Annotated in this window: 19 protein-coding genes; all 19 read left to right on the forward strand. The window is 32.1% G+C overall.

From position 1 onward, the window contains the following. The first annotated feature begins 129 nt into the window (after positions 1-129). Positions 130-900: a uroporphyrinogen-III C-methyltransferase gene (gene cobA, locus JM80_RS06740; protein WP_144711176.1), complete on the forward strand. Its 771-nt coding sequence runs from the start codon at positions 130-132 to the stop codon at positions 898-900. Positions 901-958: 58 nt separating this feature from the next. Then, a complete protein-coding gene (locus JM80_RS06745) occupies positions 959-1,684 on the forward strand; it encodes a Crp/Fnr family transcriptional regulator (RefSeq protein WP_144709546.1) in 726 nt (241 codons plus the stop codon). A 227-nt stretch (positions 1,685-1,911) separates the two neighbouring features. After that, positions 1,912-3,282 carry a CmpA/NrtA family ABC transporter substrate-binding protein gene (locus JM80_RS06750; RefSeq protein ID WP_144709547.1) on the forward strand — a complete coding sequence of 457 codons (1,371 nt, stop codon included), beginning with the start codon at positions 1,912-1,914 and terminating at the stop codon, positions 3,280-3,282. Positions 3,283-3,311: 29 nt separating this feature from the next. Next, the gene (locus JM80_RS06755) at positions 3,312-4,412 is read left to right on the forward strand and encodes an ABC transporter permease (protein ID WP_144709548.1); all 1,101 of its coding nucleotides are present in this window, start codon (positions 3,312-3,314) and stop codon (positions 4,410-4,412) included. 18 nt (positions 4,413-4,430) lie between these two features. After that, positions 4,431-5,276 carry an ABC transporter ATP-binding protein gene (locus JM80_RS06760; protein WP_144709549.1) on the forward strand — a complete coding sequence of 282 codons (846 nt, stop codon included), beginning with the start codon at positions 4,431-4,433 and terminating at the stop codon, positions 5,274-5,276. A gap of 12 nt (positions 5,277-5,288) precedes the next feature. Continuing rightward, positions 5,289-6,116, forward strand: coding sequence for an ABC transporter ATP-binding protein (locus tag JM80_RS06765; RefSeq protein WP_013620314.1), 828 nt, complete (start codon positions 5,289-5,291; stop codon positions 6,114-6,116). Positions 6,117-6,157: 41 nt separating this feature from the next. Further along, positions 6,158-7,441: an alginate export family protein gene (locus JM80_RS06770; protein WP_034646215.1), complete on the forward strand. Its 1,284-nt coding sequence runs from the start codon at positions 6,158-6,160 to the stop codon at positions 7,439-7,441. A gap of 128 nt (positions 7,442-7,569) precedes the next feature. Next, a complete protein-coding gene (locus tag JM80_RS06775; RefSeq protein WP_038504875.1) occupies positions 7,570-8,238 on the forward strand; it encodes a response regulator transcription factor in 669 nt (222 codons plus the stop codon). A 179-nt stretch (positions 8,239-8,417) separates the two neighbouring features. Further along, on the forward strand, positions 8,418-11,948 hold the full coding sequence (locus JM80_RS06780) for a nitrate reductase (RefSeq protein WP_144709550.1): 3,531 nt from the start codon (positions 8,418-8,420) through the stop codon (positions 11,946-11,948). 10 nt (positions 11,949-11,958) lie between these two features. Then, positions 11,959-13,395: a rubredoxin gene (locus JM80_RS06785; protein ID WP_144709551.1), complete on the forward strand. Its 1,437-nt coding sequence runs from the start codon at positions 11,959-11,961 to the stop codon at positions 13,393-13,395. A 115-nt stretch (positions 13,396-13,510) separates the two neighbouring features. Beyond that, positions 13,511-13,915 carry a DUF2452 domain-containing protein gene (locus JM80_RS06790; RefSeq protein WP_144709552.1) on the forward strand — a complete coding sequence of 135 codons (405 nt, stop codon included), beginning with the start codon at positions 13,511-13,513 and terminating at the stop codon, positions 13,913-13,915. A gap of 9 nt (positions 13,916-13,924) precedes the next feature. After that, the gene (locus JM80_RS06795; RefSeq protein WP_144709553.1) at positions 13,925-15,043 is read left to right on the forward strand and encodes an FAD-binding domain-containing protein; all 1,119 of its coding nucleotides are present in this window, start codon (positions 13,925-13,927) and stop codon (positions 15,041-15,043) included. Positions 15,044-15,070: 27 nt separating this feature from the next. After that, a complete protein-coding gene (locus JM80_RS06800) occupies positions 15,071-15,838 on the forward strand; it encodes a zinc-dependent peptidase (RefSeq protein ID WP_013620307.1) in 768 nt (255 codons plus the stop codon). 77 nt (positions 15,839-15,915) lie between these two features. Further along, positions 15,916-16,044 carry a DUF2256 domain-containing protein gene (locus tag JM80_RS06805; RefSeq protein ID WP_013620306.1) on the forward strand — a complete coding sequence of 43 codons (129 nt, stop codon included), beginning with the start codon at positions 15,916-15,918 and terminating at the stop codon, positions 16,042-16,044. Then, entirely contained in the window at positions 16,041-17,525 is a 1,485-nt protein-coding gene (locus tag JM80_RS06810; RefSeq protein ID WP_144709554.1) for a cryptochrome/photolyase family protein, read from the forward strand. The genes JM80_RS06805 and JM80_RS06810 overlap by 4 nt, the downstream gene beginning before the upstream one ends. 53 nt (positions 17,526-17,578) lie before the next feature. After that, positions 17,579-18,154 carry a Crp/Fnr family transcriptional regulator gene (locus tag JM80_RS06815; RefSeq protein ID WP_144709555.1) on the forward strand — a complete coding sequence of 192 codons (576 nt, stop codon included), beginning with the start codon at positions 17,579-17,581 and terminating at the stop codon, positions 18,152-18,154. A gap of 82 nt (positions 18,155-18,236) precedes the next feature. After that, entirely contained in the window at positions 18,237-18,776 is a 540-nt protein-coding gene (locus JM80_RS06820; RefSeq protein WP_144709556.1) for a heme-binding protein, read from the forward strand. Between the two features lies 1 nt (position 18,777). Continuing rightward, positions 18,778-20,304 (forward strand): Dabb family protein, encoded by a 1,527-nt coding sequence (locus JM80_RS06825; RefSeq protein ID WP_144709557.1) that lies wholly within the window; start codon positions 18,778-18,780, stop codon positions 20,302-20,304. A 46-nt stretch (positions 20,305-20,350) separates the two neighbouring features. After that, a complete protein-coding gene (locus tag JM80_RS06830; RefSeq protein ID WP_013620297.1) occupies positions 20,351-21,064 on the forward strand; it encodes an SDR family oxidoreductase in 714 nt (237 codons plus the stop codon). Positions 21,065-21,121: the final 57 nt, after the last annotated feature.

The following is a 21,121-nucleotide window of genomic DNA, read 5'->3' on the forward strand; positions in this document are numbered from 1 at the left end:
CGTAGGAGTTTATCAGATTACTCAGCAAACATACGTATTATTACGTATATTTTATCTATTTTTATCAAAATAAATACGTAGTTTTGTTGTGTTATTAATAATTTTTGACTTTAATAATTATATATTATGATGTTAGCAAGTACTCCAAAAGTTAGTTTAGTAGGTGCAGGTCCCGGTAGTGTAGACCTTATTACACGTAGAGGGTTTAAGGTCTTGCAGCAGGCATCTGTAGTTTTGTATGATGCACTGGTAAGTAAAGAATTACTAAATGAAATAGATATAGAAATACCAAAAATATACGTAGGGAAACGATGTGGAGAACATTCTTTTACTCAAAATGATATTAATAAGTTGATTGTTAAAAATGCGTATGCATACGGGCACGTTGTACGTTTAAAAGGCGGAGATCCTTTTGTGTTTGGTAGGGCTAGTGAAGAAATAGAGTATGTAGAGTCTTTTGGTATACCTGTAACTGTTGTGCCAGGTGTAAGCAGTGCTATTTCTGTACCAGCTAGTCAAGGTATACCTGTTACACGCAGAGGAATTAGTAGTAGTTTTTGGGTAATGACAGCTACAAAAAAAGATGGTTCTTTTTCTGGAGATTTAACTTTAGCAGCAAAATCTTCTGCAACATTAGTAATATTAATGGGTATACGTAAGTTTGAAGAAATTGTGCAAGAAGTTGCAAAACAAAGAAATAAAACAACACCTTTTGCTATAATTCAAAACGGAACTTTAGATAAAGAAACCTGTATAACAGGTACTTTATTAAATTATAAAACAGTTAAAAAGGATATTAATACTGCGCTTCCTGGTGTTATAATTATTGGTGATGTTGTTGCAGAACACCCCTCCTTTTTTGAAGAAGAATTGCAAAGAGTACTTCAGTCTGGCTTATAAGTAAAGTCAATTTAAAAAGTAGTTTTCATATTTTATTTAAAAATTTAAACCAAATATTATGTCTGGCAAGTATACATTTTTAGCTACTTCTTGTAAAAACTGTGTTAATACAGAGTGTTTGGTAAAAAGAAGTGTTTTAACAGAACAAGATGATTTTTTTTCTTCATTAAAAACAGAGATTAGTTGTAAAAAAGGACAGCAGTTTATAATAGAAGGAGCGCCAGTAAACGGTCTTTTTTTTATACTAAAAGGCAAAGTAAAAGTTTATAGAACAGGAATAAATGGAAAAGAGCAAATTGTAAGATTTGCTAAAGAAGGAGAAATAATAGGTCACCGTGGTTTTGGAACCGAAGAGTATTATTCTATAGGAGCTATAGCACTAGAAGATACTGTTTTATGCTATTATTCTAAGAATAGTTTACAGCAAAAACTTAAAAGTAATGCAACTTTTACCTATGATATGATGCTATTTTATGCAAACGAACTAAATAGGAGTGAAGCAAAATTAAAAACCATTTCACAAATGACGGTTAGAGAGCGTGTGGTAGATTCGTTACTTTACATACATAGAAAATTTAAAGACTATAATGGTTTTTTAAACTTGCAACTAAGTAGAAGGGAATATGCAGATTATGCAGGTACTACAGAAGAACAAGTAATAAGAGTTTTTTCTGCCCTAAAAAAGGAAAATTTAATTTTTACTAAAGGAAAAAAAATAGGAATAACTAGCATAACCTTACTTAAAAAAGAAATATCTGAACATAATTATTATTTAGATTTATAAATAAATTTAAAATTCACAAAAAACAAAAGCTGCGTATTTATACGTGGCTTTTGTTTTTTATAAAGTGCTTGTTAATAGTTGATTATGCCTTTTTTATGTTTTAAGACAGGTTTTTTAATGGTGTAAAAGGGTGTTTAGTTCTGTGTAATTTCATAAAATTTTACAAAGTATACGTATACTTTTGTTTTATTAAGTATTAATACGTAGAACACACTAAATAATTAACTATGAAAAATACAGTAAACAATGTACTTCTTTATTTAATAGCTCTAGCTTTTCTATCGGCCTGTGGTGAAAAAGATAAAAAAGCAAGTACTACTACAGAAGAAGTAACAGGATCAGCATTTGAAATTGAAAAGCCACAATTAACTTTTGGCTTTATAAAGTTAACAGATATGGCTCCTTTAGCTATTGCAAAGGAAAAAGGTTTTTTTGAAGAAGAAGGGCTTTTTGTTTCTGTTGAGGCACAGTCTAATTGGAAAAATGTTTTAGACCGTGTTATAGATGGCCAGTTAGATGGTTCTCATATGCTAGCAGGACAACCAATAGCAGCAGGAGTAGGGTTTGGTAGACGTGCAAAATTAGTTACTCCGTTTTCAATGGATTTAAATGGAAACGGAATAACAGTATCTAATGATGTTTGGGCAAAAATGAAACCAAATGTGCCTTTAGATGATAACGGAAAAACAATACATCCAATAAAGGCAGATGCTTTAAAACCAGTAGTAGCTGAGTATAAAAACAGCGGAAAACCATTTAAAATGGGAATGGTTTTTCCGGTATCTACCCACAATTATGAAATAAGATATTGGTTAGCAGCAGCAGGCATACACCCAGGGATGTACACAGCAGACAATGTGCAAGGACAAATTGATGCAGAAGTTTTATTATCTGTAACACCACCACCACAAATGCCAGCAACACTAGAGTCGGGCACAATATATGGCTATTGTGTAGGTGAACCATGGAACCAGCAAGCAGTTTTTAAAGGTATAGGTGTACCAGTTGTTACAAATTATGATATCTGGAAAAATAACCCAGAGAAAGTATTTGTAATGACAAAAAAGTTTGTAGATGAAAACCCAAACACAGCAGTAGCGGTTACAAAAGCTTTAATAAGAGCTGGTAAGTGGTTAGATAATCCTAACAACAGAAAAGAGGCCGTTAAAATATTGTCTATGTCACAGTATGTAGGAGCTCCAGAAGAAGTTTTAGCAAATTCTATGACGGGTACTTTTGAGTTTGAAAAAGGTGACAAACGTTCTATGCCAGATTTTAATGTGTTTTACAAATACAATGCTACTTACCCTTTTTATTCTGACGGAATTTGGTTTTTAACACAAATGAGAAGATGGGGGCAAATTTCAGAAGCAAAACCTGCCGCTTGGTACAAGGAAACTATAAAAGAAATTTACCGCCCAGATGTTTGGAGAAAAGCTGCAGACTTATTGGTTGCCGAAGGCAAAATACCAAAGCAAGATATACCAGATACAGATGGTTATAAGCCAGCAACAACAGATTTTATAGACGGTACTCTTTATGATGCAAAAGATCCTATTGGTTATATAAACAGTTTTTCAATAGGTAATAAAGATTAACTACCACTACAACCCAAAAAGAATATACTATGAAACAAGAAATTACATTAAAGAAACAGCACTCTGGTTTTGCTTTTTTTAAGCAAATAGCTTCAATTGTTAAATCTAAATTTGAAAAAGAGGCGGTATCAAAATCACTAAAAAAAACAGCTATAACCATTGTTTCTATCCTTTTATTTTTAGGGTTGTGGCATCTTGGTTCTAAGGCGTTGTATAATAAAGAGGCCGCATACAGAATAGAAAAAGCATTGGTAGAACAAGGCCAAGCTGCTGCAGATGTAGAAAAGGCTTGTATAGCTTCTGGCGAAAGTAGGTGTCAGCCAAATACACTACCATCACCAACACAGGTTTGGGCATCGTTTATGTCTTTAATTGCAGATCATCAATTAATACAGGCTAAAAAAGAGGCTTTTAATTTAAAAATGGAAGCAACTAATACAAAGTTAATTGCACAAGGAAAAAAGGCAATTGTTTACACAGGAAGAGCATCTTTTATAGACATTGTTTTAACTAGTATAAAAACGGTTTTTGCAGGTTTTTTGCTTGCGCTTATTATAGCAGTTCCTATAGGTGTTATTATAGGATTAAGTCCGTCTCTTAGAAGTGCATTTAATTGGTTTATTCAGATATTTAAACCTGTGTCTCCAGTAGTATGGTACTTGTTAGTTTTTATGATTGTAAAAACATTATACATAGGAGCCAGCTCAGATAATGCATTTGTAATTTCTTTTGTTAGTGTTGGTTTGTGTGCAATGTGGGCAACTTTAGTAAACACAGCAATGGGTGTTTCTTCTGTAGATAAAGATTATATAAATGTTGCTAAAGTTTTAAAATTAGGAACTTTTCAAAAAGTATTTAAAGTTATTTTACCCTCTTCTTTACCATTAATATTTACGGGGCTTAGAATTACACTTTCTGTTGCTTGGATGGTTCTTATTGCCATAGAGTTACTGGCTCAAAGTCCAGGTTTAGGATTGTTTGTTTGGGAAGAATTTCAGAATGGAGCAAACGATTCTAATGCCAAAATTATAGTGGCAATGTTTGTTATTGGGATTATAGGCTTTTTGTTAGATAGGTTAATGTTAACCATACAACAAATGGTGTCTTTTAATAAAAACGAGGGCATTTAATTTATAAAAACAAGCACTATGGCATATTTAGAATTAAAGAATGTATGTAAAACATATGGGCAGGGTAACAATAGTACAGAGGTACTTTCTAACATCAATTTAAAAATTGAAGAAGGAGAATTTGTTGCCATTGTAGGTTTTACTGGAAGTGGAAAAACTACACTAGTAAATTTAATTAATGGCTTAATAAAACCAACCAGTGGAGAGGTGCTTTTTAAGGGAGAACCTGTAGTTGGTACAAGTCACAAACGTGGTGTTATTTTTCAAAATTACTCACTACTACCTTGGTTAACAGTATATCAGAATGTTGCAATGGCTGTTAAGGAGGCTTTTCCAAAGGAAAGTAAAACAGAGATTAGGGAAAGGGTTGTTAGTTTTATAAAAATAGTAGGCTTATCTCATGCAATTGATAAAAGGCCAAAAGAATTGTCTGGCGGAATGAGACAGAGAGTTTCTGTAGCTAGGGCATTGGCTATGAAACCAGAGATGATAATTATGGATGAGCCTTTAGGAGCTTTAGATGCATTAACCAGAGGTAATTTACAAGATGAAATATTAAACATTTGGAGTAAAGATAAAAGAACCGCATTGCTAATTACAAATGACGTGGATGAGGGAATTTATATGGCAGATAGGATTATTCCTTTAAAACCAGGACCTAAAGCTACATTGGGCCCAGAATTTACTATTGATATTGAACGTCCAAGGGACAAAACCAAATTAAATGATAATATAAATTATATAGAAACAAGAAATAAAATTATAGCCTATTTAATGGCTATAGGAGAAAACAGAAAGTCCGTTTCTAACACAGAGTATGTATTGCCAGATGTAACACCAAAAAGCTTTGTTGGTCAATTTTAAAACTATAGAAAAATGAATTCTACCATATCAAAAACAGATAATACAAACTTTGAAAACGGAATTTTCTATCCATCAAAAGTTATGTTAGACCTTATTAATTTAAAAAAGGTTTACCCAACACCAAAGGGAGATTATGTGGTTCTTGAGAACCTAAATTTACAAATAATGAAAGAGGAGTTTGTTACAATTATAGGTCACTCTGGTTGTGGAAAAACAACAATGCTCTCTATGATAGCTGGTTTAAATCCTATTTCTGGCGGAAACATATCTGTTTTGGGTAACCCTGTAAAAGGACCAGGTCCAGATAGAGGAGTAATTTTTCAGTCGCCAAGTTTAATGCCTTGGATGACAGCCTTACAAAATGTTCTTTTAGGGGTAAATCAAGTTTTTCCTCATGTACCTAAAAAACAACGTGTAGATATTGCCAAATATTATTTACATAAGGTTGGTTTAGATGGGGCTTTTAATAAAAAAGCAACAGAGCTATCGCAAGGTATGCAACAAAGAGTTGGTATTGCAAGAGCCTTTGCTATTAAACCCAAGGTATTGTTGTTAGATGAGCCTTTTGGAATGTTAGATTCGTTAACAAGAGGAGAGCTTCAGGATATTTTAATAGAAATATGGAACAAAGAGAAAATTACAGCAGTAATGATTACTCATGATGTAGATGAAGCTATTTTTTTAGCAGACAGAGTAGTTATGATGACAAGTGGCCCAAGGGCAAAAATTGGGGACGTATTAACTGTAGATTTTGAAAGACCTAGAACAAGAAAATCTGTTTTAGATCATAAGGATTACTACGCTTGCAGAAAGCATTTAATAGATTTTTTAGAACACTAAAATTAATTAAGAACACTATAACACCACCAAAAAAATAGATTATGAAAAAAAATCAATATATAACAATAGCACTCTTTTTATTTATAACGCAATACTTATCAGCACAGTTTACAATAGATGGCGAGTTTAGGCCAAGAACAGAGTACCGCCATGGCTACGGAAACATAATTTCTGAAGATACAGATGCTGGTTTTGGCATATCTACTAGAGCACGTATAAATTTTGGTTATGCAGACCAATCTTACAAGGTGTATGTAAGCCTGCAAGATGTAATGACATGGGGAGAAAACAGGCAACTTTTACCTGCGGATGCTAATAATTCTTTTGCAGTTTTTGAAGCTTGGGGAGAGCTAAATTTAGGAGAAGGTTTCTCTACAAAAATAGGAAGGCAAACAATAGATTATGACGATCAAAGAATATTGGGTTCTGTAGGTTGGGCACAGCAAGCACGTAACCATGATGCAGCATTGTTAAAATATAAAAAAGACAAATTTTTATTGGATGTAGGTTTGGCATTTAATCAAGATAAGGCAAACTTATCGGGCTTTTCATCTGTTGGTACAGCGTACAGCACTACAGGTTTTTTCTCTTATAAAACAATGCAATATTTGTATCTAAAGCAAAAATGGGACGCTTTTTCTGGTAGCTTTTTACTTTTAAATAATGGTTTTCAGGAGTATGAGGATGATGAAACAACACCAGATGGTACAAGTAGTTTGTTAACACTTGGTACACATTTAGCATACAAAAAAGGAAAACTAGGTGTTAGTAGTAATCTATTTTTACAAACAGGTAAAAGACAAGGAGAAGTAGATGTAAAAGGAGCTTATTTGGCAAGTTTAGATTTTAGCTTAAAAGCATCAGATAAAATTACTTTAGGTGCGGGCTTAGAGCTTATTAGTGGTAATGATGCAGATGCTGGTGAAACAGGCGCCTTTTTTCCACTTTACGGAACCAATCATAAATTTAATGGCTTTATGGATTATTTTTATGTAGGCAACCACGCCAATTCTGTAGGTTTACTAGATGTACACATTAGCGCTAATTTTAAACTAAATGATACCTCTAGCCTTATGGTAAAAGCGTTAAATTTTAGTGCAGAACAAGAGTTAGCTAGTGGTGACAAATCTTTAGGTACAGAGGTAGACCTAGTTTTTTCAAAAAAGTTTAAAGGGTATGGTTTGGCTATAGGATATTCTCAAATGTTTGCAAATGATGGTATGTATGAGCTAAAAGAAACAACTAAAGATGCTTCTGCTGGAGGTCAAAATTGGGCATGGGCAATGTTAACCATCAAACCAAAATTTTTAAATACAACAAAATAATCATCAATTAAATAACTGTTCACTAGTCGCTACAGTATTATGTGGCGACTTTTTTTATAGTATTGCCTAAGTATATTACGTATGTCACTACGTATTTTTAAATTATATTTGTAAAAATATTTTGATGAATGAGTAGCACTATAAGTATTGTATTGGCAGATGATCATTCTTTAGTAAGAGACGGAATACGTTCTTTACTAGAAGAAGAAAAAGATTTGGTTGTAGTAGCAGAGGTGTCTAACGGTAAAGAAGCCATTGATATTGTTGAAGAAAAAAAACCAGACCTTTTAATTATAGATATTAGAATGCCAGTAATGAATGGTATAGATGCTGTTGAGGTTTTAAATAAAAAAGGATCTACAACTAAAACCATTATTTTGTCTATGCATGATTCAGAAGAATATATTCTTAAATCTGTAGATGCAGGTGCAAACGGTTACTTATTAAAAGATACAGGTAAAGTAGAGTTTATAAAAGCAATACACACTGTGCAACAAGGAGGTAAGTATTTTAGCGGAGACATATCTAATGTATTGGTTAATAATTTACTTCATAATAAAACAGCATCAGAAACAGTAAAAACTTCTAAAAATAATAGTAATCCTTTTGATCTTACAAGTAAAGAATTACAGGTGTTAGAATTGGTTTTAACAGGTTTAACTAACAAACAAATTTCAGAAAAACTACAAAATAGTAAACGTACTGTAGAAACGCATAGGTTTAATTTAATGCGTAAAATGGAAGTTAAAAACCTTATAGATTTATCTAAAAAAGCACAACAGTATAATTTAGTTTAAAACTACCAACAGCGTATAACAAGCTGAAACAATAGTTAACCTGCTATTTTTAAGGGGTTTATTTGTAAATTAAATAATTTCATCCCCTTATTATTATCATATCGTTACTACGTATTTATACGTAATTCTGTATCTTTCCATAGTTTAAAAAGATGTTTACACATCTGTTATTTAGAACTATGCAAAAAAATACAACACATAAAACTATTTGCTGTTATTGCGGTGTAGGTTGCGGAATAATTGTAGAAAAAGATGCTAAAAACGTACTAACTGTATCGGGTAATAAAAACTATCCGGTAAACAAAGGTATGTTGTGTTCTAAGGGTAAAAATTTAAACTACGTAGCTCAAGACACCACAGATCGTATTTTGTATCCAGAAATGCGTTGGAGTAAAAACCACCCTTTACAAAGAGTTTCTTGGGATGATGCTTTTAAAAGAGGAGCAGCAGTTTTTAAAAGTATTATAGATAAGTATGGGCCAGATAGTGTAGGTTTTTATGTGTCTGGTCAGTGCTTAACAGAAGAATACTATTTGGCTAATAAATTAATAAAAGGTTTTATTGGTAGTAATAATATAGATACCAACTCACGTTTATGTATGAGTTCTGCTGTTGTTGGTTATAAAAAAACAGTGGGCGAGGACTCTGTACCAATTGCATATGCAGATATAGAGTTGGCAGATTGTTTTTTAATTGCTGGCGCTAACCCTGCTTGGTGTCACCCAATATTATTTAGGCGCTTAGAGAAGCATAAAGAAGAAAATCCTAATGTAAAAATAATAGTAGTAGATCCAAGAAAAACACAGACTTGTGCCTCTGCAGATTTGCACTTACAAATTTTACCAGGTACAGATGTAATTCTCTTTAATGCTATAGCACGTGTGCTTATAGAAAAAAAGAAAATAGACAAGAGTTTTATAAAAAAACATACCATAAATTTTGAAGAATGCAAAGCAAGTGCTTTTCAATTAACGTTAAATGCTGCTGCTAAAAAATGTGGTATAAAAGCAGAAGATATAAAAAAAGCAGCACTATATATTGGTAATGCAAAAGGCTTTATTAGTATGTGGACAATGGGGCTTAACCAAAGTGTAATTGGAGTTTCTAAAAATGTAGCATTGCTAAACATATCACTACTTACAGGTCAAATTGGTAAGCCAGGTTCTGGTCCGTTTTCTTTAACAGGGCAACCAAATGCAATGGGTGGTCGTGAGGTTGGTGGTATGGCAAATTTGTTGGCAGTACACAAAGATTTAAATAATCCTGAACACAGAAAAGAAGTATCGGATTTTTGGGGAGGTAAACAAGTACAAGCAAAACCAGGCTACACCGCAACAGAAATGTTTAATGCTTTAGATAATGGTGATTTAAAAGCTATTTGGATTATTTGTACAAACCCTGTGGTAAGTATGCCTAACGCAACTAAAATTGAGCAAGCACTAAAAAAGGCAAAATTTGTTGTAGTACAAGATGTTTCTCATAATTCTGAGACCACAAAATTTGCAGATTTACTTTTGCCAGCTGCTGGTTGGTTAGAGAAAGAAGGCACAATGACAAATTCTGAAAGACGAATTAGTTACTTGCCAAAAGTTATTAATGCACCAGGCGAAGCATTGCCAGACGCAGAAATATTATGGCGTTTTGCTCAAGAAATGGGATACTCTGGCTTCAATTATAACAATGCAAGTGAGGTGTATGATGAGTACTGTTTACTTACTAAAGGCACAAGTATAGATGTTTCTGGTTTATCATACAATAGGCTAAAAACCGAAGGAAGTTTTCAGTGGCCAGTACCAGATAAAAACCATCCAGGAACACCGCGCCTGTTTACTAATTTTGCTTTTAATACCCAAGATGGCAAAGCACATTTTAATGCGCCATCAGAAACCTATAACCAGTCTGAGGAAACAAGTGTAGATTATCCATTAATTTTAAACACAGGTAGAGTAAGAGACCAATGGCATACCAGAACAAAAACGGGTAAAGTAAAACGTTTGCTTACGCACATACCTATGCCTTATTTAGAAATGAATATGGTAGATGCCTTTTTAAGAAAATTAAAAGAAGGAGATATTGCCGTAGTAAAAAGTAAAAGAGGTAAAGTACAGGTTAAAGTAACTATTAATTTTGATATTAGAGAACAGGTGGTTTTTTTACCAATGCATTGGGGAAAAATATTAAATAACGATTTTGGAAGGGCAAATAATTTAACTAATGATATTGTAGACCCAGTATCTAAAGAGCCCGACTTTAAGTACTGTGCAGTACAAGTAGAAAAATACGTAAAACCCAAACAAAAAGTTATAATTGTTGGCGCGGGTGCTGCAGCATATAGATTTATACAAACTTATAGAGAAAAAAATACGGTAGATGAACTGCATGTTTTTTCTAAAGAGAAAGATCCTTTTTATAACAGAGTATTATTGCCAGAGTATGTTAGTAATGAGCTCTCATGGCAATCTTTAGAAAAACTTAAAAAAGGAGAACTAAAAAAATTAAATATTAAACTACATGCTGGAGTTGGAGTTTCTAAAATAAACGATGACAAAAAACAAGTTACAGATGCTAATGGAGTAACCCACAATTACAATTTACTAATAATGGCAACTGGTAGTAGAGCTTTTGTACCTAGTGATGTGCCAATTAACCTGCCAGGTAGGTTTACTATGAGAGAACGTGGAGATGCAGATAAGTTAAAAAAGTACTTGTATGAAACAGGCTTGCCTAATAATGCACAACACGTGGTTATAGTAGGAGGCGGACTTTTAGGTTTGGAGTTGGCAGCTGCTTTAAAAAAAATTAATGTAAATATTAGTATTATACAAAGAGCTCCAAGGTTAATGGAGCGTCAATTAGATAACGTTGCAAGTAGGTTATTAGCGCAAGATGTTTTAGAAAGAGATATAAATTTATATTTTGATAATGAAGTTAGTACTGTTTTTGATGAAAAAACAACTAGTCATAGTATTTTGGTAAACCTAAAAACAGGAAAAACTATTAAATGTAACGCTATAGTTTATGCTATTGGTACAAGGCCAAATATAGAGTTGGCTAAACAAACAAGGCTAAAAACTAGGCGTGGTGTTGTGGTAAATTCTTATATGCAAACCAGTAATCCATCAATTTTTGCATTGGGTGAAATTGCAGAGTTTAACAACTCACTTTTTGGTATTACATCTGCCGCAGAACAACAGGCAGATATTGCTGCAAATTATATTTTAGGAGATTACAGTAGTATTTATAATGGCTCAGTTTTAATGAATATTTTAAAGTTTGAAAACTTAGATTTATGTAGCATTGGTATGGTAAACTCTCCTGCAGGTGATAACAGTTATGAAGAAATTATTTTAATGGATGTAAGCAAGCGTTTTTATAAAAAATGTATTGTTAAAGATGATACATTAAAAGGAGCCATTTTAATGGGAGATAAAAATGAATTTGCAGAATTTAAACGTTTAATTGAAGAGGAAATAGAACTATCGGAAAAACGAAATGAGCTGCTAAGAGGTGCCTCTAACTCTGTACCTTTAAAAGGTAAATTAGTTTGTTCATGTAGTCAAGTTGGTAAAGGTAATGTTACAGATGCAATTAAAGACGGCTGTACAGATTTTGCCAAGCTGTGTTCACAAACAGGAGCAGGTTTAGGTTGTGGTAGCTGCAAGCCAGAAATTAAAGAAATACTTAATAGTCAGCTTTTACTAGCAAATTAATAGTTTTATTATGAATGATGATTTACATAGAATTTTAATTAAAGGTGGCGTTACTTCTCCAGGAGAATTAAAAGATAGTATAACAATGTTAGAGGCAGCTGGCCTTAAAGAAGTTTATTTTGGTTCTAGGCAAGATTTGTTGTTTCCGTTAGAAAACACCAAAGAAGAACAGTTAGAGCGTATTTCTGAATATAATACAGATATCATTGGTACAAGAGCTTACCAAAATATAGTGTCGTCTTACGTATGTACAGATATTTTTGATATGACCTTTTGGTTAAAAGGATCTACTTTTTTATACATTTTAGAACGTTTTAATTACCTACCAAAATTAAAAATAAATATAACAGACCCTAAACAAAGACTAGTACCTATTTTTAGTGGTAATTTAAATTTTATAGCATCAGAGAGCGAAGATTATTGGTATTTAAATATAAAATTGCCACAGTGGGAAAAAGGAGACTATTACCCAGTATTAGTGTATAGTTGGGATATTAATATTATATCTAAAGCCATAGAAGATATTTATGAAGATGTAGAAAGTGTTGAAGAATTATTTTTTGTACTTAGTAAAAAACTAGACACCAATAATAAAACCATAGAGAAAGACTTAGAAGTTCCTTACCTTACTTTTCCGTATTATGAGGGGATGAACCGTATGGGACTAGACCAATATTGGCTTGGTTTGTATTGGAGAAATAATAAATATGACCTTAATTTTTTAAAAGAATTTTGTGGTTTTTGTTTAGACAATGGTATTGGTAAAATATGCATAACTCCTTGGAAATCTCTTATTGTAAAGGGTATTAAAAAGCAAAGTAGGCCAAGTTTAGAACGCTTTTTAGGGCAAAGAGGTATAAATATTAGGCATTCTCAATTAGAAATGAATTGGCATTTACCGGTTGATGATATAGAGGCTTTGGACTTAAAAAACTTTTTGGTATTAAGTTTAAACCAAAATGATATTAGCACCTACGGTTTAACCTTTGGCTTAAGTAATGAATCTGGTAAAAGATCGCATTTTGCATCTGTAATTATAGAAAAAAATACAACACCAACAATAGCTAAAGATTTTGTAATTAGGCCAACGTATAATGTATTACACTTTAAAAATTTTGACCCAAATACACATATTTATAAAGCTTATGCATTAGATGTAGATAAAATAGAGCTACCAGGTTTGCTAATGGAACTTAGTAAAAAATACTTTAAACAATTAGGACGTACAGATGTTGTTGTCGTAGAGGATAGTAACAAGGCAGAGCAATTAGTAAAAGCGGTACACCAATGTGTTTCTTGTTTTACCGTTTATGATGAAGAGTACGGAGATACTACTTTTGGAATCTCCCCTAATACCGCTTTTACAGACTTACCAGAAAATTATAAATGCTCGGTTTGTGATGCTCCAAAATCTAATTACAAGAGTGTAGAACTGTCAGTTTTGTAAGAACGCCCGTTCACTTTTAGTTCTGTTAATTATGATACAATGCTTATCTTTATAAAGTAAAAGAGGATTTCTTTTTTTAATTCTTTTTTAGTTATTGATAAACAAGTTATTATAAATGAAGGAGAGTAAAAAACCTGATAATGTAGTTTTTAATGTAGAAAACCAAAAGTATGATGCTGCACTTAAGCCATATGCAACATCTGTTGGTGCACCAGTTATTACCACTACAGATAATATAGCCTGGAAAAATAGGAGTATAAATAAAGTAAACCACAAGTTAGAGGCAAGGTATTTAGAGCTTAAAGCTGAGTATGATGCTATGCTAGAGCAATACGAGTATAACAAACTAATTTTTGATGCTAAGTTTACTTTTGAACCTATTGTAGGCCAGACCTATCATTTATACAAGAGAGAGAATAATGAATCCTTCTTATCTATTATAAAGCCTAATGAATGTAATTTTAATTTTATAGGTAGTTTTTATTTAAACGCAGAGCTAATCTGGGAGAAAGTACAATAACAGCGCAGTATGAAGTTATTTGAAGATGAATCTGCCTTTTTTCCAACCACTATTGATGAAATTTACAAGCGAGTAAATCAAATAAATCCTATAGAATATGCTTCTACAAGAAATTATATTAACGGAGCAGTAACCCATTTATCGCCCTATATTTCTAGAGGTGTAATTTCTACTAAATATATATTAAAAGAAGTTTTATCTCAAGGACATAAACCTTTAGAAATTGAAAAATTTATACAGGAATTAGCTTGGAGAGATTATTGGCAGCAGGTTTGGATAGCAAAAGGAGATGAAATTAATGCAGATTTAAAACACACACAAACACCTGTATCTAATATACAAATACCAAAATCAATTGTAGAGGCAAATACAGGAATAATAGCTGTAGATAACGCAATAAGAAAATTAGAACAAACAGGTTATATGCACAACCATTTGCGTATGTATGCAGCATCTTTGGCGTGTAATATAGGGCAAAGCCATTGGTTGTTACCTGCAAAATGGATGTACTATTACTTGTTAGATGCAGATTGGGCAAGTAACGCTTTAAGTTGGCAATGGGTGGCAGGTTCAAATTCTAATAAAAAATATTATGCCAATCAAGAAAATATTAATAAGTACTGTTTTACAGAACAGAATAATACTTTTTTAGATATTCCTTACAGTGCTTTTGAGACCTTAAAAATACCTGAAGAGCTAGAAAAAAATATAGATATAGATTTAATAATTGCACTTCCTAAACCTTTACAAATAGAGTTAAATGAAGAATTACCAACTTGTATTTATAATTTTTACAATCTAGATCCTAATTGGAGAAAAGAAGAAGTTGTAAATAGAGTTTTGTTATTAGAGCCTTCTCACTTTAAAAAGTATCCGGTATCTAAAAAGAGTATAGATTTTATGCTAAAATTAGCAGAAGATAATATAGGTAATGTACAAATTTATGTTGGGGAGTTTGCAGACTTAGTCGCAACTTATAAGCTCAAGAATATTTACTTTAAAGAGCATCCAACAGCAACACACTATAAGGGAGAGCAAGATGCAAGAGATTGGATGTTTACAGTTACCGGTTATTACCCTTCTTTCTTTGCTTTTTGGAAAAAATGTAAAAAAGAGCTGTATGTTTAATAAAGCACTTTTACCTAATTTATAAATATGATATATACTATTGGATTTTTACTGTTAGTAGCCTTTATTATTTATGGTTTTATGTTAACCAGAAAGAAAAAGGCACAAGCTTTTCCTGCCAATTGGCATACTATTTTATTAAAACACGTTCGGTTTTATAAAAACTTATCTGTAGCAGAACAACAACGTTTTCAAGCACGTATAATGCTGTTTTTAAGTGAGGTTAATGTGGAAAGTGTAGGTTTTAAATTAGAAGATGTAGATAGGGTTTTAATTGCATCTAGTGCTGTAATTCCTGTTTTTAATTTTAATGAGTGGTATTACAAAAACTTAAGTACAGTATTGGTTTACCCAGACCATTTTAATGAAGATTTGGGTTTTGCACAAAAAGATAAAAACAGAAATATTGCTGGTATGGTGGGTAGTGGGCAATTTAAAAATCAAATGCTTTTATCTAGAAAAGCACTTCATCAAGGATTTCAGAAAAAAGCACATGTTCATAACACAGGTATTCATGAGTTTGTACATTTAATAGACAAACAAGATGGTGTTATTGATGGTGTGCCAGAACGATTAATACAAGAACCTAATGTTATACCTTGGTTAAAAATTATACATAAAGAAATGGAAGCCATTAATGATAATAAGTCTGATATTAGAAATTATGGAGGAACCAATGAAGCTGAGTTTTTAGCAGTAGCTGCAGAATATTTTTTTGAAAAGCCCAAACTAATGAAGAAAAAACATCCAGACTTATACCAAATGCTTAAGGTTTGTTTTCGTGTAAAAAATTAATTAAAAAAATAGTTGTGTAATGCTACATTACCTAATTGGGTTGTAAAACTACTAATTGGGAAGAAAAAATAATAAAAATGAAAAAACAGCACCTACCACAAAAAATATGTATTGTTTGTGAACGCCCATTTACTTGGCGTAAAAAGTGGGAGAAAAATTGGGAAGAGGTTAAGTATTGTAGTCAACGTTGTAAAAGAAATAAATGAAAAGTATAAGTATTGTTTTTCCGCATCAATTATTTAAAAAATCACCCATATTAGGTAAAGATGAAACCATTTATTTAATAGAAGAATATTTATTTTTTAAACAGTACTCTTTTCATAAACAAAAAATTGCTTTTCATAGAACAACAATGATGAGGTATAAAGATTTTTTAATTGAGAAGTATAAATGTGATGTAACATATATAGAATCAATTAAAAAAAAATCTGATATAAGAGTATTTATACAAGAATTACAAAACAATAATGTTGAGCATATAAATTATATAGACCCAACAGATAATTGGTTAAAAAAACGAATTGAAGAAAGTGCTGAAAAAGCAGGAATAAAAACCACAGTACATACATCGCCTTTATTTATAAATACAGAAGATGATTTAGAATCGTTTTTTACAGCAGACAAAAAAAAATATCATCAAACTACTTTTTACAAAGAGCAGCGTAAAAAATTAAATATTCTTATTGATGAAAACGGAGAGCCAGAAGGTGGTAAATGGACGTATGATGCCGAGAATCGTAAAAAATACCCAGCTAAAAAAACGCCTCCATCAATTCAGTTTCCAGATGTAGATGAGTATTATAAAGAAGCAAAAGAGTATGTAAATAAAAATTTCACAGACAATTTAGGTACATTAACAGAACAATCTCTTTACCCAACTAGTTTTAAGGCAACAGAAGATTGGTTGCAACAATTTTTTGACCAACGATTTATGGAGTTTGGTGTGTATGAAGATGCCATTGTAGCAGAAAACTCTATATTAAACCACAGTGTATTAACGCCTATGTTAAATGTGGGGTTAATTACACCAAAAGAGATTATAGACAAAGCACTAGATTACGCTAAAACTAATAATGTACCCATAAACTCTACAGAAGGTTTTGTACGGCAAATTATAGGTTGGCGAGAATTTATTAGAGGTATGTATATCACTAGAGGTGCAGAGGAGCGCACTACCAACTATTGGAAGTTTACACGTAAAATACCGGCATCTTTTTATAACGGAACAACAGGTATACCACCAATAGACCAAACTATTAAAAAACTACTACAAACAGGCTATTGCCACCATATAGAACGTTTAATGGTGTTAAGTAATTTTATGTTGTTGTGCGAGTTTAATCCAGATGAGGTTTACCAGTGGTTTATGGAACTGTTTATAGATTCTTATGACTGGGTTATGGTACCCAATGTGTATGGTATGAGTCAGTTTGCAGATGGCGGATTAATGGCAACCAAACCCTATATAAGTGGCAGTAATTATGTAGTAAAAATGAGTAACTATAAAAAAGGAGAGTGGCAAAATATATGGGACGGACTCTTTTGGAGATTTATGCATACACACAGAGATTTTTTCTTGTCTAACCCTAGATTAGGAATGTTAGTGCGTATATACGATAAAATGGATGAGGAGAAACAAAATACACACCTGACTAATGCAGAAGAGTATTTAGCTACTTTAAATTAGTACCTTTAATTAGCTGTGAATAAAAAAAGCATTAAAACTATTTTTTTTGAAAGATGCCATACCAATTATTAAAAGATAATTTAAAACAAAACTTAGACCTTTCTAGTAAAGAGCTAGAACAAATATGTTCTTATTTTACAACTAAAGAAATAAAGAAAAAAGAGTTTTTATTAACTCAAGGTAGCATTTGTAAGTTTGAAGGTTTTGTAGTACAAGGTTGCTTTAGAGTGTTTTCATTAGATAAAAATGGTAATGATAATACCTTATATTTTGCGGCAAAAGACTGGTGGTTAATGGATATAGATAGTTTTATGAATCAGTCTCCATCAGAATTAAATATACAAGCTTTAGAAGATAGTAAGGTGTTGTTAATTAGTAAAGAAGACAAGCAGACATTATGCAACTCACTCCCAATTGTAGAAAAGCTTTTCAAAATAATGTTTCAAAAAGCAATTGTATCATGGCAAAGAAGGTTAATACGCAACCATTCCCTAACAGCTAAAGAAAGGTATTTGTATTTTATAAATACATATCCAGATATTTCTTTAAAACTAACAGATAAACAAATAGCAGGTTACCTTGGTATTAGACACGAGTTTTTGAGTAAAATTAAAAAAAGCGAAAAATAATTTTTTTAAAGTTGAACTTGTTCAACTTTTTTTTCATTTTCATTATGGAGATTTGCATTTATTGTAACTGTAATAACCAATAATGATGAATTTTTATAGCCATAAAATCACCTCTAAACCAAAAGAAAAAACTTTAAAACACAGTAGACTTTTATTTGTACTCCTAATTTTTACCTCACCTTTTTTAGTGGCGCAAAACACAACAGATGTTACAGATAAAGATGCTTTAAGTGCTGTTTTGGCAGCAAAAAAGAAAGCAGAGACTATGGGAGTTTTGGTAAATATTGCAGTGGTAGATGCAGGAGCAAATTTAAAAGCCTTTATACGTATGGACGATTCTTTTTTAGGTAGTATAGATGTAGCTATAAAAAAGGCAAAAACCTCTCGTTATTTTAATATCGCTACGGGAGATTTAGGTAAACTTACCCAACCAGGTGGTATTATTTACAATATAGAACTCTCTAATAATGGGTTAGTCAGTTTTCCAGGAGGAGTTCCTATCAAAAACAATAAAGGAAAAATAATAGGAGCCATAGGAGTAAGTGGTGGTACAATAGAGGAGGATCATAAAATAGCGACTTACGGAGCAAAATCTATATTAACAGAGAAAAAAATAAAATAAAATGAATTGGATTAAAAGTATATTATTTGTTATTGTAAGTTGTAATTGCCTGCTTGGTTACGCTCAACTTACAAAAGGTAACCTTACCATTTTAGAACAAACAGATTACAAAACAACTAAGTACAACACAGTAACAGCTACTACTTATAAGAAAAACGGAGTTAATTACGTGTTTTCTGGGGGAGATGGTGCATTTATAAATGTATTTAAATTAAACGCTACCGGAGAATTAATGCCAGTTGGTGCTTATGAGTTGCAGAATAAAAAAGGACCAGCAAGAGGTTTGGTAGCCCATAATATTAAAGGAACAGATTATTTGTTTGTGGGCAATAAAGGAGGCAACAGTGTAGAAGTTTATAGCATAGAGGATAATGGAAGTTTACAAAGGGCATTTGTTTTAAACGATACGCCAGAAACATATTTAGGCACAGTTATTACCCTTAAGGTTATTCATATAAAAAATAATTTTTACCTTTTTGTTGGTGGGTTAGAGAGCACACCTGGTTTAAGTTGTTTTAAAATACATAAGAACGGAAAACTTAGTCATATACAATCGCTTGCAGATGATGATCTTATACATACAGACGGTATAATTGGTATGTATTCTCATAAAATAAATGGCAAAACGTATCTTATTACAGGTGGTTTTCAAGACAATGGCATTAGTAGTTTTGAGGTTTTTAACAATGGTAATTTTAAAAATATAAATAACATTGCAGACAATACCACCAACCGTTACTTAACAGGTACATATCCTGTAAACGGAGTTACTTTAGGAGGTAACCATTATATTGTTGTAGGGCATAGACATCATAAATATTATAAAAGAGGTAATTTTATAAAGAAGAAAGATTTTATTTTTCACGGTGATGGTGTAAGCGTTTTTAAAGTTAATGAGGCAGGAGAGCTTATTCCTCATTCTGTTTTAGTTAATAATGCTGCCACAAAATTAGCAGGACAAACACGTATTGAAATATTAAAAATTGATGATTCTGAAGCATTGGTAGCAATAGGTACACGTGATGATAACAGTATACAATTATGTAAGTTAAACGCAAATGGCGTATTAAAACCTTCTGGCGTGTTAGATACTAACTACCCTATTTATTACGGTTTAACATCAATAAAAATTAAAGAGAATTTCTTTTTTCTATCTGGTTCTGTAGATCCAAAAGTAAAAAAGATGTTTGCGTATAAAGTCAATTTTAAGCCAAAAAATGGCAAAAAACTTAGACATGTTGTAAATTTAAAATATAAAGATGCAGCTACACCAAAAGAGGTAAATAGGGCAGTAGAGAACTTTGTAGCGTTAAAAAATAAAATTCCTGAGATTATAGATTTTGAATGGGGAATTAACAATAGTAAAGAAGGAAAAAGTAAAGGGTTTACCCATAGTTTTATGCTTACTTTTAAAGATGAAAAAGCACTAGAGGTGTATTTAGTTCACAAAGAACATTTAGCACTTATTAACGATATAGGTTCGTTAATAGATGATGTTTTTGTTATGGATTATTATACCACAGAATAAAACAAAATTTCTCATTAATTTTAGAATTAAATAAAAATAATTGAAGATGAAAAAAACAGCATACATAACAGGCGGATCTAAAGGAATTGGATTAGGAATAGCAGAAGCATTGCTAAAAGAAGGAGTTAGTGTAGCTATTACTGCTAGAACACAGAACGATTTAGTTGAGACAGAAAAACACTTAAAAACAATAGGAGATGCAGAGGTTTTAATTATTAAATCTGATGTTAGGAACTTAGCAGATGAAGAAAAAGCTATACAGCAAGTTGTAGACAAATGGGGTGGTTTAGATTTTTGTATTGCAAATGCAGGAGTAGGGAGGTTTTCTCCTATAGATGAAATGAGTGCAGAAGACTGGAACTCGGTTATAGATATTAATTTAACTGGTGTTTTTAACACAGTTAAGGCAGCAATACCAGCACTTAAAAAGTCTAAAGGATACATTTTTACAATATCTAGTTTAGCAGGCACCAATTTTTTTGAAAACGGAGCCGCATATAACGCTAGTAAATTTGGTGTAGTTGGTTTTTCACAAGCAATTATGTTAGATTTAAGACCGTATGATATTAAAGTAACTACTATTATGCCTGGTTCTGTAGCTACGTATTTTAACGGACACACACCTACAGATGCAGATGCTTGGAAAATTCAACCAGAAGACATAGGTCAAATGGTAGTAGATTTAATACGTATGAACCCTAGAACCTTACCAAGCAAAGTAGAGGTTAGACCATCTGTGCCGCCATCTGCACGTAAATAAAAGGAGAATTAATAGCTAAAAAAGAAAGACAGTATCATAACAATGATACTGTCTTTC

The organism is Cellulophaga sp. RHA_52 (assembly GCF_007827205.1).
In the GTDB taxonomy this organism is placed as follows: Bacteria; Bacteroidota; Bacteroidia; order Flavobacteriales; family Flavobacteriaceae; genus Cellulophaga; species Cellulophaga lytica.